19 protein-coding genes and 1 other annotated feature are annotated in these 23,169 nt (G+C 43.7%); of the genes, 1 reads left to right on the plus strand and 18 read right to left on the minus strand.

Translation table 11 applies throughout. The features are described 5' to 3' along the window. Positions 1 to 32: 32 nt before the first annotated feature. From IGI72_RS11700 to rpsB, 10 genes are all read right to left on the minus strand, one after another. Positions 33 to 656: a helix-turn-helix domain-containing protein gene (locus tag IGI72_RS11700; protein ID WP_438754285.1), complete on the minus strand. Its 624-nt coding sequence runs from the start codon at positions 654 to 656 to the stop codon at positions 33 to 35. 250 nt (positions 657 to 906) lie between these two features. Further along, positions 907 to 5,256 (minus strand): PolC-type DNA polymerase III, encoded by a 4,350-nt coding sequence (locus IGI72_RS11705; protein ID WP_015510050.1) that lies wholly within the window; start codon positions 5,254 to 5,256, stop codon positions 907 to 909. A gap of 118 nt (positions 5,257 to 5,374) precedes the next feature. Continuing rightward, the gene (locus tag IGI72_RS11710; RefSeq protein WP_347483025.1) at positions 5,375 to 7,084 is read right to left on the minus strand and encodes a proline--tRNA ligase; all 1,710 of its coding nucleotides are present in this window, start codon (positions 7,082 to 7,084) and stop codon (positions 5,375 to 5,377) included. A gap of 69 nt (positions 7,085 to 7,153) precedes the next feature. Beyond that, positions 7,154 to 8,422: an RIP metalloprotease RseP gene (rseP, locus tag IGI72_RS11715; RefSeq protein WP_005229437.1), complete on the minus strand. Its 1,269-nt coding sequence runs from the start codon at positions 8,420 to 8,422 to the stop codon at positions 7,154 to 7,156. A 149-nt stretch (positions 8,423 to 8,571) separates the two neighbouring features. After that, positions 8,572 to 9,378 (minus strand): phosphatidate cytidylyltransferase, encoded by an 807-nt coding sequence (locus IGI72_RS11720; protein WP_010749318.1) that lies wholly within the window; start codon positions 9,376 to 9,378, stop codon positions 8,572 to 8,574. Continuing rightward, positions 9,375 to 10,175, minus strand: coding sequence for an isoprenyl transferase (locus IGI72_RS11725; protein ID WP_438754288.1), 801 nt, complete (start codon positions 10,173 to 10,175; stop codon positions 9,375 to 9,377). The genes IGI72_RS11720 and IGI72_RS11725 overlap by 4 nt, the downstream gene beginning before the upstream one ends. Positions 10,176 to 10,366: 191 nt before the next feature. After that, complete coding sequence (frr, locus tag IGI72_RS11730) at positions 10,367 to 10,924, minus strand: ribosome recycling factor (RefSeq protein ID WP_005229434.1); 558 nt, start codon at positions 10,922 to 10,924, stop codon at positions 10,367 to 10,369. 1 nt (position 10,925) lies between these two features. After that, positions 10,926 to 11,648 carry a UMP kinase gene (gene pyrH, locus IGI72_RS11735; protein WP_005229433.1) on the minus strand — a complete coding sequence of 241 codons (723 nt, stop codon included), beginning with the start codon at positions 11,646 to 11,648 and terminating at the stop codon, positions 10,926 to 10,928. 147 nt (positions 11,649 to 11,795) lie between these two features. Next, complete coding sequence (tsf, locus tag IGI72_RS11740; RefSeq protein WP_438754290.1) at positions 11,796 to 12,677, minus strand: translation elongation factor Ts; 882 nt, start codon at positions 12,675 to 12,677, stop codon at positions 11,796 to 11,798. A gap of 110 nt (positions 12,678 to 12,787) precedes the next feature. Beyond that, entirely contained in the window at positions 12,788 to 13,576 is a 789-nt protein-coding gene (gene rpsB, locus IGI72_RS11745; protein WP_005229426.1) for a 30S ribosomal protein S2, read from the minus strand. Positions 13,577 to 13,878: 302 nt separating this feature from the next. Here rpsB and IGI72_RS11750 point away from each other — a divergent pair, with 302 nt between their 5' ends. Next, a complete protein-coding gene (locus tag IGI72_RS11750; RefSeq protein ID WP_005229424.1) occupies positions 13,879 to 14,349 on the plus strand; it encodes an arginine repressor in 471 nt (156 codons plus the stop codon). A gap of 82 nt (positions 14,350 to 14,431) precedes the next feature. On the opposite strand, the gene argS is transcribed toward IGI72_RS11750, so the two are convergent. The 8 genes from argS to galT form a co-directional block, all read right to left on the minus strand. Continuing rightward, positions 14,432 to 16,123, minus strand: coding sequence for an arginine--tRNA ligase (gene argS / locus IGI72_RS11755; protein WP_438754292.1), 1,692 nt, complete (start codon positions 16,121 to 16,123; stop codon positions 14,432 to 14,434). A 128-nt stretch (positions 16,124 to 16,251) separates the two neighbouring features. After that, positions 16,252 to 16,445: a binding site (T-box leader), on the minus strand. 79 nt (positions 16,446 to 16,524) lie between these two features. Then, positions 16,525 to 17,538 (minus strand): ornithine carbamoyltransferase, encoded by a 1,014-nt coding sequence (gene argF, locus IGI72_RS11760; RefSeq protein WP_438754294.1) that lies wholly within the window; start codon positions 17,536 to 17,538, stop codon positions 16,525 to 16,527. Positions 17,539 to 17,673: 135 nt separating this feature from the next. Then, positions 17,674 to 18,693: a tRNA (adenosine(37)-N6)-threonylcarbamoyltransferase complex transferase subunit TsaD gene (tsaD, locus tag IGI72_RS11765; protein ID WP_015510054.1), complete on the minus strand. Its 1,020-nt coding sequence runs from the start codon at positions 18,691 to 18,693 to the stop codon at positions 17,674 to 17,676. Next, a complete protein-coding gene (gene rimI / locus IGI72_RS11770; RefSeq protein ID WP_438754296.1) occupies positions 18,686 to 19,159 on the minus strand; it encodes a ribosomal protein S18-alanine N-acetyltransferase in 474 nt (157 codons plus the stop codon). The genes tsaD and rimI (IGI72_RS11770) overlap by 8 nt, the downstream gene beginning before the upstream one ends. Next, entirely contained in the window at positions 19,152 to 19,694 is a 543-nt protein-coding gene (gene rimI, locus IGI72_RS11775; RefSeq protein WP_005237007.1) for a ribosomal protein S18-alanine N-acetyltransferase, read from the minus strand. The genes rimI (IGI72_RS11770) and rimI (IGI72_RS11775) overlap by 8 nt, the downstream gene beginning before the upstream one ends. Further along, on the minus strand, positions 19,678 to 20,403 hold the full coding sequence (gene tsaB, locus IGI72_RS11780) for a tRNA (adenosine(37)-N6)-threonylcarbamoyltransferase complex dimerization subunit type 1 TsaB (RefSeq protein WP_010749312.1): 726 nt from the start codon (positions 20,401 to 20,403) through the stop codon (positions 19,678 to 19,680). The genes rimI (IGI72_RS11775) and tsaB overlap by 17 nt, the downstream gene beginning before the upstream one ends. A gap of 265 nt (positions 20,404 to 20,668) precedes the next feature. After that, positions 20,669 to 21,649 (minus strand): LacI family DNA-binding transcriptional regulator, encoded by a 981-nt coding sequence (locus tag IGI72_RS11785; RefSeq protein ID WP_438754298.1) that lies wholly within the window; start codon positions 21,647 to 21,649, stop codon positions 20,669 to 20,671. 32 nt (positions 21,650 to 21,681) lie between these two features. After that, entirely contained in the window at positions 21,682 to 23,166 is a 1,485-nt protein-coding gene (galT, locus tag IGI72_RS11790; RefSeq protein ID WP_438754300.1) for a UDP-glucose--hexose-1-phosphate uridylyltransferase, read from the minus strand. Positions 23,167 to 23,169 lie beyond the last annotated feature (3 nt).

Raw genomic sequence — 23,169 nt, forward strand, 5'->3', positions numbered from 1 at the left:
CTTTTGCTTCGCTGTCCAATCGGCAAACCGCTTTATGATTTTTCACTATAGATCACGATTTTTCTGATTTTCGCCAGATTGTGGTTGCTTAGGTCGATTTCAATCCGTCCTTCAATGGAAATGCGTTCGTCGATTTTTGATTGCTTACTTTGATACAGATTAACCTGCAATTCATCCTTATTGGATTCGATATAATAGGCGATGTTTTGTGGATGATCTACTGTGAGATAAAGTTTGTCCTTTTTCACCTCTACTCGCTTTATTTCCTCTTCTTTGAAATTTGTCATCGGGAAATGATTAGCGACTCTTTCGTCGACAAAAACAATTTCAGGTTTCCTCGTCAAAAATAAATAGATGATCGAACTGACGCCGATAAGTAACAAGAAGACCAAAAGCTTATTGACTTTCTTTAGCTGCTCTTTCTTCTTGTTGTCTTCAGCGAATTTATTTACTAGATCGATATCATCATAAAACAATTCATCCAAAGAAACTTGATACATTTGAGCTAGCTCGATCAATGTAGTGATATCCGGGTAATTTCTTCCAATCTCCCAGTTTGAAATCGCTGAGCGACTGACATTCAATTCTTTCGCTAACTCTTCTTGCGTCATTCCTAATTGTTTTCTTCTTTCTTTTATCATCTGATGGAATGCCATTTTTTCCTCCTTCTGATCTTTTCTTTTCTTATATTAAAACACAAAATCCCTTCTCTTTTGTTGCGAAAATGAAGCATTGACGATTGCCACATTTCGTGACATCCTTGATAACTGCCTAAAGCCTGTAAAAATAGTAACCTTCTTTGTTCACCCCTTTCATACACAAGACAAAAAAAGCCCATCATGCAGAAACTAGCTATACTAGATGCTGCGATGATGGGCTTATTTTTTTAAGTGAACAGCCGTTGGCTTACAACATATCGAACAACGACAACTGATTTTCATCTGGTAGATCTTTTAGAACACCGTTATCCGTCATGTATTCAATCAATGTCTTAGAAACTTTCCCGCGATTGGCGAGGTCTTCTTTCGATAAGAAGGGACCATCTTTTCGTGCTTCCACGATTTGTTTCGCTACGTTCAGCCCTAAACTCGGTACTGCTCGGAACGGTGCGATCAATTTTTTCCCATCGATCACGAAATTTTCTGCATCGGATTTATACAGATCGATCATCCCGAATTCATAGCCGCGCTCCAGCATTTCATTGGCTAATTCCAGAACCGTCAACAGATTTTTTTCTTTCGTTGACGCATCCAATCCTTTGTCAGTGATTTCTTGCATCCGTTCTTTTACGGCATCTTTTCCTTTTGACATGGCAATCAAATCAAAATCATCCGCCCGGACAGAGAAATAAGCACAGTAATAGAGAATTGGGAAGTACACTTTAAAGTAAGCCACCCGCAACGCCATCAAGACATACGCCGCGGCATGGGCTTTCGGGAACATGTACTTGATCTTCGAACAAGAATCGATATACCATTCAGGGACATTGTTCTCCCGCATCGCTTGCAAGTAAGTGTCCCGCAAGTCGTCAGGGATCTTGTTCCATTGTCCTTTACGGACCGTTTCCATGATTTTAAAGGCCATCCCGTCATCTAAACCGGCGTGGATCAAATACACCATGATATCATCCCGACAGCCGATTACTTCCGCTAGGCTGGCATCTCCGCGACGGATCAATTCTTCCGCATTGCCTAACCATACATCGGTACCATGGGAAAGACCAGAGATCTGCAGGAGTTCAGCAAAGGTCGATGGATGGGTTTGATCCAGCATCCCTCGCACAAAGCGGGTACCAAATTCTGGGATGCCTAATGTGCCGGTTTTCGAATAAATCTGCTCTTCGGTCACACCTAACACATCCGTGCCGCCAAAAATACGCATCACTTCTGGATCATCGGTAGGGATCGTTTTAGGATCGATGCCTGATAGATCCTGCAGCATCCGAATGACTGTCGGATCATCGTGTCCGAGGATATCCAGCTTCAAGATATTGTCATGAATCGAATGGAAATCAAAGTGGGTCGTTTTCCACTCTGCATTTTGATCATCCGCTGGGTATTGGATCGGGGTGAAATCATAGACATCCATATAGTCGGGAATAACGATGATCCCCCCCGGGTGCTGACCAGTCGTCCGTTTGACGCCTGTGGCACCTTTTGCCAGGCGATCGACTTCGGCTGCTCGATAATGAAGATTATGATCGCGCTCAAAGCCTTTTACGAAACCAAAGGCTGTTTTGTCGGCTACGGTACCGATCGTTCCTGCACGATAGACGTATTCTTCACCGAAGAGTACTTTCGTATAGTTATGGGCTTCTGGCTGATATTCCCCTGAGAAGTTCAAATCGATATCGGGTACTTTATCGCCGTGGAAACCAAGGAACGTTTCAAAGGGAATATCGTGGCCATCTTTGTTCAGACGGGTGCCGCATTTTGGACATTTTTTCTCTGGCATATCATAACCAGAACCATACGAACCGTCTTCGTAAAACTCCGAATACTGGCAATCGGGACAATAATAATGAGGAGCTAATGGATTGACCTCAGTGATCCCCGTCATGGTTGCCACGAAACTAGAACCGACTGATCCCCGTGACCCTACTAGATAGCCGTCTTCATTGCTTTTATGAACGAGTTTTTGTGAGATCAAATAGATTACGGAAAAGCCGTTCCCAATGATCGAATCAAGCTCTTTTTTCAAACGTTTTTCCACGATCTCTGGTAATGGATCGCCGTATAACTCTTTGGCACGGTTGTAACTTAAGTCGGTGATCTCTTGTTCTGATCCGGGAATCTTTGGTGTATACAGATCATCTTTTACCGGAATGACTTTTTCACAAAGATCGGCGATTTTATTCGGGTTCGTCACCACGATTTCTTTCGCCGCTTCTGGACCTAAAAATTGAAAAGCGGTCAGCATCTCATCCGTAGTACGGAAGTGCACGTCTGGTAGGCTATGACGATTCAACGGATTGGCGCCTCCCATTGAATTGATCAAGACCTTGCGATAAATGGCGTCTTCTTCGTTTAGGTAATGGGCATTCCCAGTAGCCACAACGATTTTCCCTAACTCTTCCCCCATTTTTACCAGATTCCGAATGATGTCTTCTAGGTCTTTTTCACTTTTCACGAGTTCCGTTTCCAGAAGATGGGCATAAACTGCTTTGGGCATGACTTCGATGTAGTCATAAAACTTGGCAAGTTCTCGTGCTGCATCGACCCCTTTTTGCATCATTGCGACAAAGACTTCTCCTTTATCACAGGCGGTTCCGACTAACAATCCTTCCCGCAATTTCACCAATTCTGAACGTGGGATTCGTGGGACTTTATCATGGAAGTACTTCACATTCGACATCGAGATCAGCTTGAATAAATTCTTCAATCCTGCCTGTGTTCGAGCCAAGATCGTGGCATGGAAAGGTCGAGCTGCTTTGTAGGAGTTCTCGCCCCCCACGTGTCGGTTCAACTCTTCGTGCAGCAGCATCTCATGTTTTTCCATTGCTTCTTTGACAAAAATCCATGCTAAATGACCGGTTGCCTCCGCATCGTAGATCGCTCGGTGATGTTGTTCTAAGCTGACACCGAATTTTTTGGAAAGGACACCTAAACCGAATCGCTTAAACTCTGGATACAAATAACGAGCGAGTTCCAATGTATCAATGACGGGATTTTCCGCTTCTGGAATACCGTATTTTCGATAACTGGTATTTAAGAAGCCCATATCAAATGACGCATTGTGGGCAACTAAAATGGCTCCTTCAGAAAACTCACGGAACAAACGTAAGACTTCTTCTTCTGATTTTGACCCGCGAACCATTTCATCGGTGATTCCCGTCAGTTCTACGGTCGTTCGCGATAAGGGATGACCTGGATCGATAAATTCATCAAAGGATGCCTCCACGTTGCCTTTATGCATCCGCACAGCAGCCAACTCAATGATGGTGTCGTATACTGCAGACAACCCAGTGGTCTCCACGTCAAACACGATATAAGTAGCATCGGTCAGTGGAACAGGCTGAGGATTGTAGGCAACCGCTACGCCGTCATCCACGATATTGGCTTCCACACCGTAAAGAATTTTAACACCAGCCTTTTCTCCTGCATGATGGGCATCAGGGAACCCTTGTGCTCCACCATGATCGGTGATCGCAATCGCCTTATGGCCCCATTTGCCTGCTTGAGCGACAAAATCCGCCACGTTGTTGGTGGCATCCATCGTACTCATATTGGAATGCAGGTGGAGTTCGACCCGTTTTTCGCCTTCAGGTGCATAGTCTTTGCGGGCTTCGTGTTTAACTTCCAGCAAATCTTGCGCATTCATAACAAGATCTCGCATGAAGGTATCTTCTTGGACGCTACCGCGTACTTTGACCCAACTACCTTTGGCGATGGCATCAAAAATTTGTTCATCTTTTTCATTGTTGGAGAATTTTTTCACACTAAACGATGACGTATAGTCGGTGATTTTCAAAATCAAAATCTTCCGTTTTGAACGCAATTCGCGGACTTCTTTATCAAAGACATACCCTTGGATCGTAACTCGGCGTTCTTCCTCGATGATATTGATCATCGGTGTCACAGGTTCATCGGCAGGAATATTACGTCCCAAGGCGATTGGTCCGTCAAATTCGACTGTTTTGACTTCTTTTTTGCGTTGCTCGTGCGCCATTAAGTTCTCAGCAGCTTGTTGTTGGAACGCTGCTGTTTGCTCTTCCTTGCGTGCTTCAAGTTCTTTTAAGGCCGCCTCCGCTTGCTCTTGGTCTAGCTGCGGCAAGATCCGAAATTTTTGAAAGCCGAAGGTACTATAATTTTCCTCAATGATCGGCAAGTACTGCTGCTGCAAAATCGTGATGACCGCATCATTGTTGACTGGCAAAATCACTTTGTTCTCTTGCAGCACAGGCATTTGGTTTTTGATCACTTGATGAACCAATGGTCGATCACAATTTTGATTGGCTAACGCTAATGGCCAATATTCTTGAATGAATTGCTCATCAAAGGAACCATCTTGAGCTTCAATGATGATACGAACTTCCGCAATCTCTTTAAACGCCAATTCAATATGTTGTTTAAAGGACTGATACACCATCACCGGTAATAAACGTTCAAATTGGAAATAAAACGTCCACGCTTTTGATTGTCGATGCACGGTCACTTGTTTGATTTGGGCAGTCTGCATCAACGGATGCTGCCGAAGATTTGGGGCAGCTGCAATTTGGTCTAATAATATCTCAAAGGTCTCTCTTTCTTTTGACAATTGAAGATCCTCCTTTTCTCAGTACTCACTAGTATACCTCTTTTTGCCCTCATTTTCATTAAAAAATCGAGAAAGGATTTCCTCTCTCGATCTGTTATTCATTCTTGTTCGTTCCTGTTTATTCCTGATTGGCTAACAAAATCGTCAAGGTCGAAGCGACTTCTTCTTTTCTCACTTCAACGGTCGCACCAGTATGCTTGATTTTGATCTCTACGATGCCTTCTACGGCTTTTTTACCGATAGTCAAGCGAATCGGACAGCCAATCAAATCGGCATCTGCAAATTTGACCCCTGCACGTTCATTGCGGTCATCTACCAGCACTTGATAGCCGACTTGGTTCATCATTTCTTCTACTTCTTCACTTAAGGCATTTTGATAGCTATCTTCAATCGACGTTTGAATGATATGCACATCAAATGGGGCAATTTCTTGGGGCCAATCGATCCCAAATTCATTGCCGTATTGTTCGACGATCGTTGAAAGCAGCCGAGAAACCCCCAGCCCATAACAGCCCATGATGATTGGTTGCTCATCGCCGTTTTCATCGACAACCGTCGCTTCTTGCGCCTCACTGTACTTGGTTCCTAACTTGAAGATATGCCCAACTTCGATTCCTCGCGTAAAGGTTAAGGTTCCTTTTCCATCTGGGGAAGGATCACCTTCTTGAACCAAGCGAAAATCGGCAAAGGCTAATGGTTGAAAATCACGCCCCACATTCGCATTGAGATAATAGCTTTGTTTTTCTGCCGCTGGAACGATCAGATTCGCCATATCTTGGACATGCTGATCGGCGTACAACTGGATCGAATCAGCAAGCGCAATGGGACTGCGCAGCTGCGTCTCACTCGTCAGATAAGACTCCGCTTCCTCAACAGTCAGCACCTTCACTTGATCAGCGGCTAAGTAATGCTTGACCTTTGTTTCATTGAGGCTGTGATCGCCTCGTAATAACACCATAATGACTTGCTCGTCAACGAGTAATAAAGATACTTGAACGATTTTTTGCAAGTCTGTTTCGTATGCCTGCGCCAGCTCCTCTAACGTTAAAGGCTCATCCTGAACGACTTTTTGTAATTCTAAATAGGTCTCGTGAGATTTTTTGGTGATGTATTGACTGGTTGCTAATTTCCAATTGGCGACATAATCGCTTTCGGTCGAGTAGCAGATCAGCTCTTCGCCGATCCCCGACAATGCCAAAAATTCTTTCGAATCTCTGCCACCCATCAAGCCATTGTCCCCGACCACTGCCCGATACTCGATCCCACAGCGTTTCAATATTGCATGATAAGCCATTTCGTAACGATTATAGGTTTGATCTAAGCTGGCTTCATCGGCATGAAAGGAATAGCCATCTTGCATGATAAATTCGCGGCTGCGGATCAATCCAAAGCGCGGCCGCTGTTCGTCCCGATATTTCGTTTGGATCTGATACAAGCTCAATGGCAGCCGTTTATAAGACGTGATCTCGTTTTTGATCAATGTCGTAAACGGCTCTTCATGAGTAGGTCCTAAAACGATCTCTCGTTCGTTTCGATCTGTTAATCGATACAAGGATTCACCATACAATGAGGCACGTCCTGACTCCTTCCATGGCTCATACGGAAGCAAAGAAGGCATCGCCATCTCTACGGCATCGATTTGTGCCAATTCTTCACGGATGACCCGCTTGATCTTTTCTAACACCCTTTGTGCTAGCGGCAAGTAAACATAAATGCCTGCCGCCACTTGTCGAATATACCCTGCCCTAACTAACAGTTGATGACTTAACGTCTCCGCATCGCTGGGGGTTTCCCGCAATGTCGGAATCAAACATTTTGACTGTTTCATTTTTTTCTCCTTTGCTACAAAAAATCATGTTCACCCGATCAACAATTGATTTGCTTGTGCGTCTTATTTTTAAAAGAAGAAACGTTGGATATCATTCCAGGTAACGAGAACCATCAGCAGCATCAAAAACCCAAACCCAATCAGAGTAATGATGCCTTCTTTTTCTTGGCTGATTGGCTTGCCTCGCAAACCTTCTAAAATATTTAAAACCAGCTTACCGCCATCCAATCCAGGAATCGGTAATAAATTAAAGATCCCCAAGTTGATAGAAATCATCGCCATCATCGCGATCACCGTTGTTACCCCTTGCGATGCAGCTTGAGAAGACAGTTGGAAAATCGCTACCGGTCCACCCAATTTATTGATATCTGGTTGGGCAATCAAGTTGCCGACTGCTCTAAAAATCACCAGTGAATTGTCAATGGTCGTTTGCAAGCCGCCCAGTAAGATATCTCCGATCCCAGTTTTTAAGGAAGCGGTGATCCCTAAGAAACCAATCGTGGTCTCCCCTGATTCTTGACTCGCAGGAGTTGCCGTCAAATCAAGTGTTTCTGATCCTCGTTTGACTGCTAGAGCAATCTGAGTATCTGGGTACTTTTGGATCTCAGTCGTTAATTCTGACCAGTTAGAAACATCGACACCTTCGACAGCTAAGATTTCATCGCCATTTTGCAGCCCTGCTTCAGCTGCCGGTGTTCCTGCTTCGATTCCTGTCACGATGGTTGCATCTTGATTCGCAACACCACCTTGTGCAAACACCAACCCAGTGAATAAGACCAAGGATAAAATAAAGTTGTTCATCGGTCCAGCAAAATTCGTCAGCATTCGCTGCCAAAGCTTTGCGGACTGGAATTGAACGTCTTTAGGTGCGATCCGAACTTCAACGCCATCTTCATGGATGATCGTTGCATCATGATCCACAGCGTACGTAATCGCTTCTTGTTCATTGCCATTGATGAACCCTGTGATCGTCAACTTCTCCTCCAAGTCAAAGTCGGTCACTTCCATAGGGATCGCTTGCGGCAATTGGATCTTTTTGCTCGTATTGATTTTGATAACTTTGCCAGTTGCATCTTGAACCAAGGAGACTGGCATACCTGGTGTTAATTCAGTTTCATCTTCACCCCAGCCCGCCATTTGGACATACCCGCCTAATGGCAGCATCCGAATCGTGTAGGTCGTCCCATCTTTCGCTTGATGCGCGAACAATTTAGGCCCCATACCGATGGCAAACTCTCTTACTAAAATACCTGCCCGTTTTGCAAAGAAGTAGTGTCCAAACTCGTGAATCACTACCACTACGGAAAAGATAATGATAAATACAAGTATCGTTTTCATGCTCGTTCCTCTCTTTCACAGCATCCCTCTCATTCAGGGCAGCCTTTCCTTATTTTATCACACCGATTCCCGTTGAGGAACTCACATTCCCGTTGTAACAAGAATTTAAAAAAAGAAGCGCAAGCCAAGCCTGCACTTCTAAATAATTTCTAAAAAACACCGAATAAATACATGATTGGAAACACAAACAGCATGCTATCGAAGCGATCCAAGATCCCGCCATGTCCTGGCAAAAGATTGCCTGAATCCTTCACGCCATAATGACGTTTGATTGCCGATTCCACTAAATCCCCGAATTGACCAGCGATCGAAAAGAGGACCGTCAATAAGATCATGATGGCACTACCATGTCCAAAATAATCTTTCCCTGGAAATGCTAGCAGATACAAACCGGCTACGACCACCGCAGCAGCAATCCCGCCTAGGGCCCCTTCGATCGTTTTATTAGGGGAAATCTCTGGCCATAATTTTCGTTGACCGTAACGCCGTCCCACCATGTAAGCCCCAATATCTGTTGCCCACACGATAAACAGACCGAAAACTAAAACGACTAAGCCATCTGTTGCTGAACGTGCCGTCAAGAAACGTTCAAAACCGACACCCGTATATAAGCTGACGATCACTGGAAAACCAGCTTCATCGATAGTATACGTATTTTTAGATATAACCGCGATCCCTAGTAATAAAAGGACGATTACATAATACAAGGCACTTTTATCTGTGCCCTCTGGCAAAAAGAAAAACCAGCGTTCTTGAGGTAAAACTAAAATCACCGCACCGATGATTGAAAGAATTCCTTCAAAACTGAAAACAGCTAGTCCTTTCATCCGAAATAATTCATAAACACCAATCCCTGCCATCGCTGCTGCCAGCAATTCGACGGCAATGCCGCCAACGTAAATAATTGGCAGGAAAAAGGCTAATGCGACGACCGCAGTGATTACACGTTGTCTCACTCTTCTTCCTCCTTCGTTTTCAAACCGCCAAAACGCCGGTTTCGTTGTTGAAAGCTCCCGATCGCATCTTCTAGTAAAGCAGCATCGAAATCAGGCCAGAGCGCTTTCGTAAAGAATAATTCGCTGTAAGCAATCTGCCATAACAAGAAGTTGCTGATACGTTCTTCGCCACTCGTGCGAATCACCAATTCAGGATCACGTAACGCGTTTGGCAAAAAACCAGTCATCAAATGTGTCGCCAGCATGTCTTCCGTGAGCTTGGGCAGGGCTTCCTCCGAAGCTGCAAGCTCTTCATAAAGGGCTTGGACCGCAGTCAAAATTTCTGCGCGGCTGCCGTAATTTAAAGCAAAATTCAAGATCATGCCAGTATTATCTTTGGTTTGGTCAATCGCTCGCTTGACCGCTTCTTGTGTGTGTTCGGGTAAAGATTCCGTGAACCCCATCACTTTGACTTGAATATTTTCTTTGATCAGCTCAGGAACAAACGTGTCGAAAAAGTCGACGGGCAGTTGCATCAAAAAGTCCACTTCTTCATTTGGCCGTTTCCAATTCTCTGTTGAAAACGCATAAAGAGTCAATACTTTCACACCAAGGTATGAAGCATGTTTCGTGATCTTTTTTACCGTCTCCATGCCTTCTTTGTGACCAGCTACTCTTGGCAAGCGCCGGTTTTGCGCCCATCTGCCATTGCCATCCATAATGATCGCGATGTGTTGGGGAATCGGCAGTGATGGATCAAATTCATGTTCAGCCGCTTCTTTGATATATTTGTCTTTTTGTGGAAAAAAACGCAGCATCGTATTCGCTCCTCTTCCAATTCTTGAAATTCATCTTTTACATTATAACAATAATCAGATTTCTTGCCTATGAAAACCAAGAAAAGATTTCCATATTAAGAAAAAACAAAAAAACAGTCGTGATATTCAAGTACATACGCCACTTTCGACCATAAAAAAAGAGCCGCTGAAGCGACTCTTCGTCATTCCTTTTAAACCTCAAGTAGCTCTTGCTCTTTTTCAGCTGCGATCGCATCGATTTCTTTGATGCTGTTATCTGTAGCAGTTTGCACTTCTTTTTCAGATTCACGCAAATCATCTTCTGTAATATCGCCAGCTTTTTCTTGTTTCTTGTAAGCTTCCATCGCATCACGGCGAATGTTACGGACCGCGATTTTCGCATTTTCAGCTTCTTTTTTCACGTCTTTGGCTAATTCTTTACGACGTTCTTCCGTTAATTGAGGAATCACCAAACGAATGACGGTTCCGTCATTGGCAGGCGTGATACCAATATCACTTTGCATGATAGCTTTTTCTACTTCTTGGATCATTGTTTTGTCAAAAGGTGTGATCATCAAAATTCTTGCTTCTGGAATCGTAATTGAAGCCATTTGGTTCAAGGGTGTTGGTACACCATAGTAAGTAACCATTACGCGGTCTAAGATGCTCGCATTCGCGCGGCCAGCACGGATTTGTCCTAATTCCCGCTGCAAGTTTTCTGCTGCTTTTTTCATTTTGTCTTTTGCTTCTGTTAAAATTTTGTCAGCCATGTTATTTCCCCCTTACTGTCGTTCCAATATGTTCACCTAAAATGGCGCGGCGAATGTTTCCATGCTCATTCAAGTTGAATACGACTAATGGAATATCGTTGTCCATACTTAATGAACTTGCGGTTGAATCCATTACTTGCAATCCTTTAGAAATGACTTCTAAATGGGTCAATTCTTCAAATTTCACAGCACTTTGGTCCGTTTTAGGATCTGCTGAGTAGACGCCATCAACATTGTTTTTCGCCATCAAAATGACATCAGCGTTGATTTCAGCTGCCCGTAAGGCTGCGGTCGTATCAGTTGAGAAATAAGGGTTTCCGGTTCCGCCTGCAAAAATGACGACCCGCCCTTTTTCTAAGTGACGTTCTGCTCTGCGACGAATATAAGGCTCTGCGATTTGACGCATTTCGATCGAAGTTTGGACACGCGTTGGTACACCAGCATTTTCTAGCGTGTCTTGTAATGCTAAAGCATTCATCACAGTCGCTAACATGCCCATGTAATCAGCTTGTGCTCTTTCCATCCCCATTTGCGCGCCGATTTGTCCACGCCAAATGTTTCCGCCGCCGACCACGATCGCCATCTGTACGCCTAATTCGTGGACTTCCTTGATCTCTTTAACGATCTCTTGGATCGTCGGTGGTTTGATCCCAAAGCCTTCGTCACCCGCTAATGCTTCACCACTTAATTTTAATACAACACGTTGATATTTTGGTTTGCCCATCATGATTCCTCCGTACATTCTCCAATACTATTGTAGCATATTGGTGCTCTTTCGTTGAAAATTATCTACACTATTTCTTCAAAAACCGTTTTTGCTTAAAAAAAGGGAGCGCACTTCCATGCGTTCCCATCTGTTCGAGGAACAGAATTATTTTTTCACTTGGCTCATTACTTCTTCAACGAAGTTGTCTTCGCGTTTCTCGATACCTTCGCCGACTTCAAAGCGGACAAAAGATTTCACAGTTGCGCCTTTTGATGCAACATATTTTTCAACTGTCATATCTGGGTCTTTAACGAATGGTTGGTCAACCAAAGCGATTTCTGCTTTAAATTTCTTCAAGCGTCCTTCAACCATTTTTTCAACGATGTTCGCTGGTTTGCCTTCGTTCAATGCTTGTTCTGTCAAGACTTGTTTTTCATGATCCAATTCTTCTTGAGAGATTTGTGCTTCGTTCACGTAGCGAGGGTTGATCGCTGCAACGTGCATTGCAACATCTTTCGCAACTGATTCGTCAGTTGTTCCTTCAAGAACAGTCAATACAGCAATACGTCCGCCCATGTGTAGGTAACCGCCGAAAGCAGCATTGTCATCTTTTTCAACAACTTCAAAACGACGGAAGCTGATTTTTTCTCCGATTACTTGTGTTGCTTCGATCAACGCAGCATCCATTGTGCCTTTAGAAGTTTCTAATTTTAAAGCAGTATCCATATCAGCTGGTTTGTTTGCTGCGATTACTTCAGCGATTTCTTTTACTAAGTCTTGGAACATTTCGTTTTTAGAAACGAAGTCAGTTTCTGAGTTCACTTCAACGATTGCTGCTGTGTTGCCGTTGATCGCTACAGATGCTAAACCTTCAGCAGCAATACGGTCGTTTTTCTTCGCAGCTTTTGCCATACCTTTTTCACGTAATAAGTCTACGGCTTTTTCGATGTCGCCTTCTACTTCAACTAATGCACGTTTTGCGTCCATCATTCCTACACCAGTCATATCGCGTAATTCTTTTACTAATTTAGCTGTTACTTCTGCCATTTTTTGTTTCCTCCTAAATGTTTTTAAACAAGATTGCTTGTCTTTAAAAAAAGCTGTTTCAAAGGAGAGTGAGGCTTGGCGCCTAGCCTTTGAAACAGCTCCATCATTTATTATTCAGCTGATGCGTTGTCGCCTTCGACAACATCAACGATTTCTTCGATTGAAGTTGCGTTTTCTGTTGATTCAGCAGCAAAATCTTCTTCTGCTACTTGGTCTTCGCCTTGGTTACCTTCGATGAAAGCATCTGCCATTTTCGCAGTGATCAATTTAACGGCACGAATAGCGTCATCATTTGATGGGATAACAACATCGATTTCGTCTGGATCACAGTTTGTATCGACCATCGCTACGATCGGGATATTTAATTTGCGTGCTTCTTGGATCGCGATACGTTCTTTACGTGGGTCAACAACGTACATTACATCTGGAATTCTTGGCATATCAGCGATACCGCCCAAGAATTTTTCAAGACGTTCGCGCTCTTTGTTCAAGCCAACGACTTCTTTTTTAGGAAGAACAGCAAATGTGCCATCTTCTTCCATTTTGTTGATTTGTTTCAAACGAGCAACACGTTTTTGGATTGTTTCCCAGTTTGTCAAAGTTCCACCTAACCAACGATGGTTAACATAGTATTGACCTGAACGGATTGCTTCTTCTTTGATTGCTTCTTGTGCTTGTTTTTTAGTACCTACGAACAATGCAACGCCGCCTTCTTCAGCAACATTTTTCATATAGTCGTAAGCTGCGTCTACTAATTTCACTGTTTTTTGCAAATCAATGATGTAGATGCCGTTTCTTTCTGTGAAGATATATTTCTTCATTTTTGGGTTCCAGCGACGAGTTTGGTGACCAAAGTGTACGCCGGCTTCTAGTAATTGTTTCATTGAGATTACTGCCATGTTGTGTTTCCTCCAATTTGGTTTTTTTGTTTTCCTCTCTTGCTCTTTTACTCCTTGAAGAACTGAATCGATCAGCACCGCTTCGCAGATGGAACAAGATGTGGGATTGACGTGAAAAACTCACGCCTTAAACAGTATACAGTAGCTAAAAAAGAAATGCAACTGATTCAAATGAAAAACTACGATTCGTGGTCCAGCTTTTTTTTAACGTTCTAATTCTTTTCTTATTATATCTAGGTTTTTTCGGCTTTATCTGCTATGATAAGGCTGACTTAATCAATCATGCTTAAAGGAGTTTACCTATGCGAAAAGCTGATCGCCATTTACTTATTAGACAAATCATTACTGAACATACTGTACGCACGCAAGAAGAATTATTGCAGCAATTGGAAGCCCAAGGCGTCTCCGCCACGCAAGCGACCATCTCTCGCGATATTCGTGATTTGAAAATCGTGAAAGTGCCCGATGAAACAGGTCAGACGAAGTTTGTCATTTTTCAAGGAATGCAATCGTCAGAAGATGAAAAAGAAGAAGAGCAGCGTTTGATACAGATGATCGAAGACGTTGTCACTAAAGTAGATCGTGTGCAATTTATGACGTTGATCCATACCGTTGCGGACAATGCGCCTTTGCTTTCGGCTGCGATCGATGAAGTGACTATGCCAGAAAAAGTTTGCTCGTTGGCGGGCTTTGATACAGTAGCGGTGATTTCCCGCAGCGACGAAGATGCCGAAACTTTTTATCAATTTATCAGAAACCACGCGGTCTTATAAGACACCGAACAAATGTGACCTATCTGTATTTTTACTACAAAAAAGCTGTGTCCTTGTCGAAACAAGGACACAGCTTTTTTTGTTACATTTTGTCGGGTGCATGTAAACCAAGCAACCGTAAATCTTCTTTTAATAAGGTCGTTACTGCATAAACTAGAGCCAGACGTGCGTCTTTTTCCGCATCTTCAGCCAAGATTTTCACATTGGCGTAATACTTATTAAAGGCCTGTGCCAATTTGATGGCATGTTTAGCAATGACGGATGGTTCATATTTTTCTGCTGCTTGCAGCACGGTTTCTGGGTAGCGCTGAATCAATTTGATGACTTCCCAGCTCTCAGTATCTGCCAATGACAAACTGCTGACAACAGCAGGATCAAAGTCGGCTTTTTCAAGAATGCTCATGGCACGGGCATGAGAATATTGCACATAGGGTCCGGTCTCTCCTTCAAAACGGACAACTTCTTCTAGCGTAAAGTCGAAATTATTCAAACGGTCATTTTTCAAGTCGTGGAAAACGACTGCCCCGACACCGACTTGTTTTGCAACTTCTTCTTTGTTTTCAAGCGTTGGGTTCTTTTCAGTGATTTGTTCTTTCGCCGAATCGATCGCTTCATTCAATACTTCTTCTAAAAGAACGATCTTCCCTTTTCTCGTAGATAATTTTTTCCCATCTTTGGTGATCAATCCAAATGGTACGTGGGTCATATCATCTGCCCACTCAAAGCCCATTTCCTTCAAAACAGCTTTTAATTGCTTGAAGTGATAACTTTGCTCATTTCCTACCACGTACAATGATTTGGCAAAATTGTAGGTCCGTTTGCGGTACAGCGCTGCGGCCATGTCCCGTGTGATGTAAAGAGTCGCACCATCGGATTTGCGGATCAAGGCTGGATTTAAGTCATACGCAGCCAAATCAACGATCTCTGCCCCTTGGTCTTCTTTCAACAAGTGTTTTTCCTCTAATAATTCCACGACTTCTGTCATTTTATCATTATAGAAAGCTTCGCCATTCAATGAATCAAAGGAAACTTCCAACATATCGTAGATTTTATTGAATTCTTTTAATGATTCATCACGGAACCATTGCCACAAATCCATTGCTTCTTGGTCACCATCTTCTAGTTTCTTGAACCAAGCTCTCGCATCATCTTCTAATTGTTTATCTGTCTCGGCAGCTTCGTGAAAATCAACATACAAACGCAACAGTTCGTTGATTGGTTCCGCTTTGACCGCTTCTTCTGACCCCCATTTTTTATAGGCCACGATCAATTTCCCAAATTGTGTGCCCCAGTCGCCTAAATGGTTGATGCGAATTGGCTGGTAACCGATTTTTTCTAAAATAAAGCCGATTGAGTTACCGATCACAGTGGAACGCAAATGCCCCATTGAGATGGGTTTGGCAATATTTGGTGAAGACATATCGATGGGTACTGCTTGCTGATTGCCGATGGTTTGATCGCCAAAATGATTTTTTTCTTTGAGAACCATCTCTAAGACGTGGGCAGAGATTGCTTTTTTATCCATAAAGAAGTTTAAATATGAACCGACCACTTCAATTTTTTCAAAAGACGCTTGATCGATTTTTTCTGCTAAGTCTGCGGCAATTTGCTGCGGCGCTTTCCGATAGACTTTTGCTAGCGAGAAGGCTGGGAATGCCACATCCCCATGGTCAGCTGACTTTGGATTTTCCAGTAATTGCTGAACTTGTTCGATCGATAGATCTTCTTTTACTACTTGATGGATGGCTTGTGCGACGATTTCTTTGTTATTCATAGTATCCCTCCTATAATGACTGAGCCCATGTTTTGATGAAAAGTTGTTTGAAGCAAGCAAACAGCTGTATGTTTTTCATGCAAGAAATGATTGATAAAAACAAAAAAAGCCTCTAGCGCATAACATGCACTAGAGACGAGATTTCCCGCGGTACCACTCTGATTGTCCTTTTCGGACCTACTTTTTTCTGATAACGGCAGAATTCCGTTTGCTTGGCAAATTCTCACAAGTGCGTTTCACAATCTGATCAATTCGGCTTCCACCACCCCGAACTCGCTAACTGATACTCGAATCGCTACTTCTCTTGTTTCATCAAATCAAGGCTATTTACTTCCCAGAAAGTATAGCAAAGAAATGTTTGTTTGGCTAGCGAGATTTTGGCATTTTCAAAAAAAATTATTTTATACTTTAGGAATAAATAAATCTCCAGCAGTCACTGCCATGATCGCTTTGATTGAGTGCAAACGATTTTCGGCTTGATCAAATTGACGGGCATACTTACTGCGAAAGACCTCATCAGTGACTTCCATCTCAGAAATTCCATACGCCTGCGCTGCTTTTTTGCCATACGTGGTCTGATCATCATGAAATGCTGGCAAACAATGCATAAAAATCACTTGATCGTTTTGTGTTTTTTTCATCAACGATTGGTTGACTTGATACGGCAGCAGCTGTTCGATCCGCTCTTGGAATTTTTCTTCTTCACCCATTGATACCCAAACATCGGTATACACGACATCAGCGCCTAGAACACCTTGATCCACATCATCAGTCACCAAAATCTTTGCGCCCGATTGCTTGGCATAGGCTTGTGCCTGTGCGATGATGGTTGCTTCTGGCTGCAAGACTTTCGGAGTGACGACATGAATATTGACCCCTAAAATCGCACTGGTCACTAACAAAGAATTGGCGACATTGTTACGCCCATCCCCACAGAATGCGATGGTCAAGCCAGTCAGCTCACCAAAGTTTTCTTGAATGGTTAAAAAGTCAGCAATCATTTGCGTTGGATGCCATTCATCCGTTAAGCCATTCCAAACAGGTACACCTGAATAGTTGGCCAGATCTTCGACAACCTGTTGACTAAAGCCGCGAAACTCGATCCCGTCGAACATGCGGCCGAATACTTTGGCGGTATCTTCAACAGATTCTTTAGACCCCAACTGAATATCATTGGCCCCTAAAAATTCCGGATGTGCCCCCAGATCCACCGCTGCAACCGTAAAGGCTGCTCGCGTCCGTGTCGAATTCTTTTCAAATAAAAGTGCAATATTTTTTCCTTCTAAGTAGCGATGTGGTTGATTGTTGGCCTTCATCCCTTTCAAGTGCTGGGAAAAATCAATCAAATATTGTAGTTCTTCTTTTGTAAAATCCTTTTCTGCTAAAAAACTGCGTCCTTTAAAAACCGATGTCATTGCATACCCGCCCTTCAATTAACTAATAATTATACATGATAATATCAAATTATGAAATAAAATACAACAAAATCTTCTATTTGCTCATAAAGAAACCAAAAAAACACCTAAGAACGGATCTTAGGTGCAATCATCTTAAGAAATCGTATGGGCAAAGCTGACACTTGGATCAGCATTCAATGAAAGATCTGCTAAGCGCTGCTTTTTCAACGCAACATGGGCATAAGCTCCAATCATGGCCGCATTATCTCCGCAAAGACGCAACGGTGGAATCAACAATTCCACTTCCGGCAATTCCTGCATCGCTTTTTGTAAAGCGTCACGCAAGCCTTGATTCGCCGCGACTCCTCCAGCAACGATCAGCTGGTTTACAGGATAAGCTTGGCATGCCCGCAACGTTTTGTGAACCAATACTTCGACAACGCTGGCTTGGAAACTAGCTGCTAGATTTTCTACTGACAAAGCTTCCTCTCTTTGCTGTGCATTATGCACAAAATTGATAAAGGAACTCTTTAAGCCGCTGAAACTAAAATCAAAATTATCTTCTTGTATCATTGCTCGAGGAAAGTGATACGTATCACTGCCTAGATGCGCAAGGCGATCAATTTCTTTCCCACTAGGATAAGGCAACCCCAGAACACGACCGACTTTGTCATAGGCTTCACCAGCGGCATCATCTCTCGTTTCACCGATGATCTCAAAAGAGCCATCTTCTGCCATATACACCAATTCGGTGTGGCCACCGCTGACCAATAATGCCATTAAAGGAAAAACCAATGGCTTCACTAGGCGAGCTGCATAAATATGTCCTGCCATGTGATTGACCGGAATCAGCGGTAAGCTGTGGGCCCAGGCAAAGGCTTTTGCTGCAGACAGCCCAATCAACAGTGCCCCAACCAACCCTGGACCATAGGTAACAGCAACAGCTGACAACTCTTCAGGTTGGGTGTCGGCCTGTGTCAATGCTTCTTCGATACATAAAGTAATCTGTTCGACATGGTGACGACTAGCGACTTCTGGTACGACACCGCCGAAGCGCTGGTGGCTCTTGATCTGCGAAGCAACAATGTTACTTAAAATGGTGTCGCCGTTTTTAATCACTGCCACACTGGTTTCATCACAACTGCTTTCAATGGCTAAAATCAATTCATTCATTTGATTTTTGTCCGCCTACTTTCTTTTCCATAATCAACGCATCCTCTTCTGGATGACTGTAATATTTTTTTCTACGACCGATGACTGTATAGCCCATACGTAAATAAAGAGCTTGTGCTTGCAAATTCGACACACGCACTTCAAGATAGATGCGCCGACCATCGGTTTGTTCCACGAGCGATTCCATTTGCTTCAACAATTCTTTCGCCAAACCACGACCTTGATACGCTGGTAAAACCGCTATATTAAACAACTCTGCTTCATCCAGCACTTGCTGAAAACAGAGAAACCCAATTAGCTCTTGATTGGTTTTTCCATAACGGAACAAATAGCGACTGTTGCTGTTTTGCAAATCTTGTTGAAATTGCTGCACATTCCAAGGCGAGCCAAAGGGATAGCTCTGATCTGCCAATGACCAGAGCATTTGCGGTGTCGGGATCGTTTGATCTGCTTGTTCGTTAGTCATTTAAAAATTTCACCATATCCAATGCGTCTTCATTGCCTTCAGTGTAGTACGCCGTTTTGATCGCCTGTGAAACAAACCCGAGGGTCCGATACAAACGTTGCGCATCACGATTGCCCAGGCGAACTTCTAATGTCAAACGGTCACATTTGTTTTTCCGTGCATAACGTTCGATTTCTCCTAGCAAGAAAGAACCGATCCCTTTTCCTTGATAATCAGGAATGATCGCGATATTGGTGATATGGGCATCAGCGCCTAAAATCCGCACCCCGATAAACCCAATCATCCGCTCATTATGCAAGATGCCCAAATAAAGATGTTTGACCCGTGAATAAAGTTCTGACAAAAAGGCGCTCTTGGTCCAAGGCAGTTCCCCAGCATACACGAGACGCTCCACCTGCAGCAGCTCTTTAATGTCATCTCCGACTAATTCACGAACAACGTACGTTTCCCCTCGTATCTCTTTTTTACGCTCTGGGTATTGAATCTGACGGAAAAGAGCCAGCTTTCCCGTCATCGTTTTAAATTTTTTCAACATAGGCATCCACTCCCGGTTCATGCGAGGCTAACCATTTTTCTTCGGCTTCAACTAATTTTAAATAGTCTGGTACAAAATCATGGATCGAAGCGACCGGCGCTTCTTCTTTCGCAATAGCAGCTAAAACAACGCCATTCGGGTAATTCCATAACGACACTTGATTGATATGGGCTGTCGGCAGTTCCGCCTCGATCATGTCTTTAAATTTGATGGTATCGGCGCCGACAAATAGCACTTCTTGACCATCGACTGCTTTTAACTGGGTCAATAATTCAGACAGTGAGATATGCTGGTCTTTGATCCTTGTTTCTAAGGTCCCATTATGCCATTGGTAGGCACCTGCGTAGACATTTTGACGGCGAGCGTCAAACAACGGCACGATCACTTGCGATACGCCCACACAATTGGCAGCGACTGCTTTCAAACTAGAAACACCAATCAGCGGGATGTTCAATGTTTGCGCCAGCGTTTTTGCTGTTGTGACGCCGATTCGCAAACCTGTATACGAACCAGGACCTTTCGCAACAACGATTTGCTCCAGCTCTTTAGGTGCCATCCCCACCGCTTGCATCAATCCATCAATGGCAGGCATCAATGCTGTGCTGTGGTTTTTGATCGCCATCGTCTGGCTTTGTCCCAACACTTCTTGACCATCGACCACCGCAACCGCCAGTGTCTGGTTTGAGGTATCAATCGCTAATGTTTTCATCTATCTTCTCCCCATTCAAAAAACTCTCTCATATTCTACCATATTCTAATCAAATGCCCAACCAAGTCTCCAAAAAGATGCCTGCGTTTAGAAAAAAAGCAATAGGACAACAATACCCGAACCTTTGAAAAAAGCAAGCACGGCTGCAGCTGCAAACCGACGAGGCTGTTTAAAGGTTCGGGTAAGACGATAGTCATTTTTTTTGTTATTCCATTAAAACTCAGTTGACGTGTGTAACGACATCCTTCGGTGATTCAACTGGTTGCTAGGAGGATTGGCGCGTGATCAGTTCCGTTGCGATCGTAACTTTGCGAGGAACGGGGGCTGCATTCGTAATGATATCCAGCAAGGTCGTCACTGCCAGCTCCCCCAGCCATTCCGTATGAACTTTGATGGTTGACAGCGTCGGAAAGACGTACTTTGCAACACTGACATCGTTGAAGCCGATAATTGCGATCTCCTCAGGAATCTTGATGTTTTTTTCTTGCAAAGCACGCATAGCGCCAATCGCTAAGGCATCACTGGAAGCAAATAAAGCACTTGGCAACTCTCTGTTTTGCTGCAAATACTCTTTCATCGCCTCATAACCGCCCTCTACTGTAAACGGTGCGCTGAGGTGATATTGCGGGTGGTGCAGCTTCAACCGACGGAGCCGTTCCTCAAAAATTCGGCGCCGAGGGTCTTCGATTTCTTGGTGATGATCCTTGGTAAACTCAACGCCTGATAACAAGCCGATCCTTTGGTGGCCTTTTGCAATAAAGTCATCGATCACTAAATCCACCGCTTGTTGAAAGTCCACCACCAGGGAATTGACGCCTTGAGCCAATGCGTCAAAATCGACCATCAACAAATTGGATTGGCTTTTTTTCAATTGTCGAATCTGGTGATCATCGAATTTTCCTAGTGCAATCGTTCCATCGACTGCGGTATCAGTCAATCCTTCGTAGGGTTCTTTCAGCAAACGAATCCCTAATTCTTCGGTTTTGTTTTCAATCCCGATACGGATCGCTAAATAGTAAAGATCCGCTAATTCTTCCTCGGTATCAAACCATTGGATCAAGCGCATACTACTGGTTTCTGGCTGACTCTTTTTTTTATGTTTTGTGTAATTGAGTGCTTCTGCGGCTTTAAAAATTTTCTCTTTGGTTTCAGAACTGACCGACAATTCTGAATCGTAATTCAGCACCCGTGATACAGTGGCTGGCGAGACGCCAGCCTGTTGTGCAATATCTTTGATCGTTGCCATCTTCCAGCCTCCTTTTTTTGCGGGGAACTTTTTTATAAAGTAGCTATAAAGCGAGCAAAGGCCGCTTGCCCTGTCTGGTCTCGCTTGAAGACGCCTGCATGCGTCAATACTTGTGTAAAGACTTCCCCTAATGCATTACGTAAAATCTGCGACACGTTTTCGGCATTGCATTCTGGGTGCTGGGCTTTGATCGCATCTGCCCAAGGAATATGGTATGCCGCGATTTGATTGGGCTGATCCAATAGATAAGCAGTCACTTCTTCTAGTTCCGGAGCTAAACGCGGCGGGAGAACTGCCAAGCCCATGACTTCAATCAATCCGATATTTTCTTTTTTGATATGCTGCACTTCTTGATGCGGATGAAAAATGCCGTCAGGATGTTCTTGGGAAACATTATTATCCCGCAAGACTAAGTCCATTTCAAACAGCTCTCCTTGCTTGCGTGCGATCGGTGTCACCGTATGATGAGGCGTTCCATCTTCTGAAAAGGCATTGATCGAAACACTTGGATCTGAGTACTGTTGCCATTGGGCTAACACATATTGGCAAGCGGCGGCTAATTTTTGTTTGTTTTTCGCTTGTAGTCGTATCACCGACATTGGCCACTTCACGATCCCCGCAGCGACATCAGGAAAACCAGTTAAAGAAAAGTGTTGCTCGATCGGCGCTTTTGCCATGGCAAACGTGTGCCGTCCCCCTTGATAATGGTCATGAGACAAGATCGAACCCCCAACGATCGGCAGATCGGCATTGGACCCGACAAAATAATGCGGCATCACTTCAATGATCTGCAACAAGCGAGCGAAGGTTTGCAAATTGATTTTCATAGGACGATGGTCTAAAGAGAGAAAAATCGAATGCTCATTGTAGTAGGCATAGGGCGAATATTGAAAGCCCCATGCTTCATTATCCAAATTCATACGGATGATCCGATGGTTGGTCCGCGCTGGATAATTGACTCGTCCTTGGTAGCCTTCATTTTCCAAACACAACATACATTTCGGATAATCTACAGAAGCAGCAGCTCCTTCTTTCGCTATTTGCTTGGGATCTTTTTCAGGTTTTGATAAATTGATCGTGATCTCGATCTCCCCATATTCGGTATCAACTGGGAACACGATATTCTTTGCGATGGCCCGAGTCTTGATGTAATCATTTTGACGGCACAGCTCAAAGAAATAATCCGTCGCTTCTTTAGGATCATTGGCATAATGCTGCGCAAAAAAAGCATTGACTACCGAAGGCGGTGGCGTCAAAAAGTCCATCAACTGGGCTTCAAAGATTTCTCTTTCTGCGTGAGAATCGCCAATTCGCTGATTGCTCAAAGCGCATGCCACCAGCTCGTCCATCAAATCAGTGGAGGACCGATCGACAGAACGAATTTCGCTGGGCTCAAAAACAGCTTCCCCGATCATGGCTAGTACTCGGTTTTGCAAATAAATACGATCCATTTCCATCCAGCCGCCAGCCTTGATTGCTAAAGTGACGAAATCGCTGATTGTTTGGCTGATCGTCATTGG

It is taken from the genome of Enterococcus sp. DIV1059_2 (assembly GCF_051713685.1).
In the GTDB taxonomy this organism is placed as follows: Bacteria; Bacillota; Bacilli; order Lactobacillales; family Enterococcaceae; genus Enterococcus_D; species Enterococcus_D casseliflavus.